The 4,485-nt window shown below is 67.6% G+C and carries 4 protein-coding genes; all 4 read left to right on the top strand.

The window, feature by feature from the left end; translation table 11 throughout:
* Nucleotides 1-625, top strand: a 625-nt coding sequence (locus CVO76_RS08195; RefSeq protein WP_244186270.1) for a peptide ABC transporter substrate-binding protein, incomplete at its 5' end; no start/stop codon positions are given.
* Between the two features lie 133 nt (nt 626-758).
* A complete protein-coding gene (locus CVO76_RS08190; RefSeq protein WP_208741614.1) occupies nt 759-1,685 on the top strand; it encodes an ABC transporter permease in 927 nt (308 codons plus the stop codon).
* Nucleotides 1,678-2,700, top strand: coding sequence for an ABC transporter permease (locus CVO76_RS08185; RefSeq protein WP_208741613.1), 1,023 nt, complete (start codon nt 1,678-1,680; stop codon nt 2,698-2,700). Before CVO76_RS08190 ends, CVO76_RS08185 begins: the two co-directional genes overlap by 8 nt.
* Nucleotides 2,697-4,409, top strand: a complete 1,713-nt coding sequence (locus tag CVO76_RS08180) for an ABC transporter ATP-binding protein (protein WP_208741612.1) — start codon at nt 2,697-2,699, stop codon at nt 4,407-4,409. Before CVO76_RS08185 ends, CVO76_RS08180 begins: the two co-directional genes overlap by 4 nt.
* Nucleotides 4,410-4,485: the final 76 nt, after the last annotated feature.

The raw sequence follows: 4,485 nt of genomic DNA, 5'->3' as shown, positions 1-4,485 counted from the left end.
TGAACCTGCGAAGGACTTCACCGCTCCCGTCCTCGAGGGCTACAGCGCGGACCTGCCAGGCAGCGAGAACCTCGAGTACAACCCGGAGGAGGCCAAGAAGCTCTGGGCCGACGCCGAGAAGATCGCGCCCTACGACGAGTCGCAGCCCCTGACCATCGGCTACAACGCCGACAAGGGCGACCACAAGACGTGGGTCGAGGCCGTGGTGAACAACATCAAGAACAACCTGGGCATCGAGGTCGCGGGCAAGCCGTACGCGACCTTCAAGGAAGCGCGTACGGAAGCCACGGAGGAGACCCTCACCGGTGCCCTGCGTGCCGGCTGGCAGGCCGACTACCCGTCGCTGTACAACTTCCTCGGACCGATCTACGCCACCGGCGCCGGATCCAACGATGCCCGCTACAGCAACCCGGAGTTCGACCAGGAGCTGACCGACGGACTCGCCGCCAGCTCGGTCGAGGAGGGCAACGAGGCCATGAACAAGGCCCAGGAGCAGCTCCTCGAGGACCTCCCGGCCATCCCGCTGTGGTACCAGGTCGCCCAGGGCGGCTGGAGCAACAACGTGGACAACGTCGAGTTCGGCTGGAACGGTGTTCCGCTCTACTACGCCATCACCGGCAAGTAACCCGTAACGGACTCGGGGCCTGCCCGGCACAGGGCAGGCCCCTTTTCCGTGCCAACGAAAAGGTTTTCCACCTCATGAGCAACCCCCACCTGCGTCCCGTCCGGACGCACGCCGCACCGGGAGGTGCGCGCTGATGGCCTGGTACATCGTCCGACGCTTCCTGCAGCTGATCCCGGTCTTCCTCGGCGCCACCCTGCTGGTGTACTTCCTCGTCTTCAGCCTCCCCGGCGACGCCACCGCCGCCATCTGCGGCGAGCGTGGCTGCACCCCGGCCGTCGTCGCGGGTCTCCGCGAGCAGTACAACCTGGACCAGCCCTTCTGGATCCAGTACCTGCTGTACCTCAAGGGCGTGCTGACGTTCGACCTCGGCACCAACTTCTCGGGTCGGCCGATCGCCACCATCATCGCCGAGGTCTTCCCGACCACGGCGAAGCTCGCCGTCATGGCCCTTGTCATCGAGGCCGTCTTCGGCATCGTCTTCGGCCTCATCGCGGGCCTGCGCAAGGGCAGGCTGTTCGACTCCTCCGTCCTCGTGCTGTCCCTGATCGTGATCGCCGTGCCCATCTTCGTGCTCGGCTTCCTGATGCAGTTCCTCATCGGGGTCAAGCTCCAATGGACCAACCCGACGGTCAGCGGTGACGCCACCTTCACGGAGCTCCTGCTTCCGGCGGTCGTCCTCGGCCTGGTGTCCTTCGCCTACGTCCTGCGCCTGACTCGTACCAGCATCATCGAGAACGTGAATGCGGACTATGTCCGCACGGCGACGGCCAAGGGCGTCAGCCGCCGGCGCGTCGTCGTCGTGCACGTCCTCCGCAACTCGCTGATCCCCGTGGTGACCTTCCTCGGAGCCGACCTCGGCGCCCTCATGGGCGGCGCGATCGTCACCGAAGGAATCTTCAACGTCAACGGCGTCGGCAACACCCTCTACCGTGCCGTGCTGAACGGAGACGGACCGATGGTCGTCTCGATCGTCACGTTCCTGATCCTCATCTTCTGCCTCGCGAACCTGCTGGTGGATCTCCTGTACGCGTGGCTGGACCCAAGGATTCGATATGCCTGAACCAACACCCACCTCCACCGGGACGCAAGCTCCCACCGAGGCACCCACCCCCGTGGCACGCACCAAGAAGTCCGCCTACCCGATCGAACACTTCGTGGCGGACCCCGACGAGACACCGGTGCGGGCAACCGACAGCGCGGTGTCCGACGCCGCGCCCCGCAGCCTGTGGGGCGAGGCGTGGCGCAGCCTGCGCAAGCAGCCGCTGTTCCTCATCAGCGCCGTCCTGATCCTCGCAGTGGTCTTCGTGGCGCTGTTCCCCGGCATCTTCACGAACGAGCCGCCGAACGAGAACTGCCTGCTCGAGAACTCCGACGGCGGGCCGGCCCCCGGCCATCCGCTGGGCTTCACCGTGCAGGGCTGCGACATCCTCTCGCGCGTCGTCTACGGCACGCAGTCCTCCCTCACCGTGGGTCTGTTCGCCACGCTCGGCGTGGTCCTCATCGGAGGGCTGATCGGCGCGCTGGCCGGCTTCTTCGGCGGCTGGGTGGACGCGGTCCTCGCCCGCGTGGGCGACATCTTCTTCGCCCTGCCGCTGATCCTCGGTGCGATCGTCGTGGTGCAGCTTCCCGTCTTCCAGCAGAACCGCAACGTGTGGACGCTGGTGGTCATCCTCGTGACGTTCGGCTGGCCGCAGATCGCGCGCATCACGCGTGCGGCGGTCATCGAGGTGCGCACCGCCGACTTCGTGACGGCCGCGCGGTCCCTCGGCGTCTCGCCGCTGGGCTCCCTCGTCAAGCACGTCATCCCGAACGCGCTCGCACCGGTGATCGTCATCGCGACGATCTCCCTCGGCACGTTCATCGTGGCGGAATCGACGCTGTCGTTCCTCGGCATCGGACTGCCGCCGGACGTCATGTCGTGGGGGAACGACATCTTCTCCGCGAAGCCGTCGCTGCGCAGCAACCCCATGGCCATCTTCTGGCCGGGCCTCGCGCTGTCGATCACCGTTCTGAGCTTCATCATGCTGGGCGACGCCCTGCGTGACGCTCTCGATCCGAAGGCACGCAAACGATGAGCCACAGCACCAGCAACGCAAGGGCCGCAGCGCGGTCGGGCATGCCGCAGCCGCTGCTCGAACTCCGCGACCTCGCCATCACCTTCTCGACGTCGAACGGGGACGTCCCGGCGGTGCGCAACGCGCACCTGACCGTGATGCCCGGCGAGACCGTCGCGATCGTGGGGGAGTCGGGCTCCGGCAAGTCGACGACGGCGCTCGCCGCCATCGGCCTCCTGCCCGCCAACGGCCGCGTCTCGAACGGCAGCATCATCTTCGACGGGGAGGACATCACCTCCGCGTCGGAGAAGCGCATCATCGAGCTCCGGGGTTCCTCCATCGGCATGGTGCCGCAGGACCCCATGTCCAACCTGAACCCGGTGTGGAAGATCGGTTTCCAGGTCAGGGAGACCCTGAAGGCCAACGGCCTGCCGAGCGGCCCGCAGGACGTGGCGAAGGTGCTCTCGGAGGCGGGCCTGCCCGACGCCGAGTCGCGCGCGAACCAGTACCCGCACGAGTTCTCGGGCGGCATGCGCCAGCGTGCCCTCATCGCCATCGGACTGTCCTGCCGTCCGCGGCTGCTCATCGCCGACGAGCCGACGTCGGCCCTGGACGTCACCGTGCAGCGGCAGATCCTCGACCACCTGGACACCATGACCGAGGAGCTCGGCACCGCCGTGCTGCTCATCACGCACGACCTCGGCCTCGCGGCCGAGCGCGCGCACAAGGTGATCGTCATGTACAAGGGGCAGGTCGTCGAGGCGGGTCCCGCCCTCGAACTGCTGACCAACCCGCGCCACCCGTACACGCAGAAGCTCGTGGCGTCCGCGCCGTCGATCGCGTCCCGCCGCATCGAGTCGGCGAAGCGGGCCGGCATCGAGACGGAGGACCTGCTCGCCCCGGCGTCAGCGAAGAGTGCTTCACCGGACAAGGTGATCGAGGTCGAGGACCTGACGAAGGTTTTCAAGATCCGCGGGAACTGGGGCAAGTCCACGGAGTTCACCGCGGTGGACAAGGTGTCCTTCTCGATCGCACGCGGCACCACGACCGCCGTTGTCGGCGAGTCCGGCTCGGGCAAGTCGACCGTCGCGAAGATGGTCCTCGGGCTGGAAGGGGCGACCTCGGGCAGCATCCGCTTCGACGGCGTGGACATCACCACGCTCGGACGCAAGGAGATGTTCGACTTCCGCCGCCGTGTGCAGCCGATCTTCCAGGACCCCTACGGTTCGCTCGATCCGATGTACAACATCTACCGGACCATCGAGGAGCCCCTCCGTGTCCACGGGGTGGGGGACGCGAAGAGCCGGGAGAAGAAGGTACGCGAGCTGCTCGACCAGGTGGCACTGCCGTCCGCGATGATGCAGCGCTTCCCCAACGAGCTGTCCGGCGGCCAGCGCCAGCGCGTGGCGATCGCCCGCGCCCTGGCCCTGGACCCGGAGGTCGTGATCTGCGACGAGGCCGTCTCGGCGCTCGACGTGCTGGTGCAGGCGCAGATCCTGAACCTGCTCGCCGACCTGCAGTCCGATCTCGGCCTGAGCTACCTCTTCATCACCCACGACCTCGCGGTGGTGAGGCAGATCGCCGACTCCGTGGCCGTCATGGAGAAGGGCAGGCTCGTCGAGCAGGGGACCACGGACGAGGTGTTCGACAACCCGAAGACCGCCTACACGCAGGCGCTGCTCGCGGCGATCCCCGGCGCCGGACTCGTGCTGCCTCCCGAGGTCGCATAGCGGCCCACCACGGCGGCGCCCACCGCGCCGACCGGAGGACGACAGCGGCGGTTCCCTTCCCGGGGGCCGCCGCCAT

This window comes from Arthrobacter agilis (assembly GCF_002953615.1).
Taxonomy (GTDB): Bacteria; Actinomycetota; Actinomycetes; order Actinomycetales; family Micrococcaceae; genus Arthrobacter_D; species Arthrobacter_D agilis_B.
This window is presented reverse-complemented; position numbering and strand designations above follow the sequence as displayed.

What these genes read in the sequence shown, in the direction of transcription:
- CVO76_RS08190 (WP_208741614.1), top strand. Translation starts at nt 759, where the DNA reads ATGGCCTGGTACATCGTCCGACGCTTCCTGCAGCTGATCCCGGTCTTC.
- CVO76_RS08185 (WP_208741613.1), top strand. Translation starts at nt 1,678, where the DNA reads ATGCCTGAACCAACACCCACCTCCACCGGGACGCAAGCTCCCACCGAG.
- CVO76_RS08180 (WP_208741612.1), top strand. Translation starts at nt 2,697, where the DNA reads ATGAGCCACAGCACCAGCAACGCAAGGGCCGCAGCGCGGTCGGGCATG.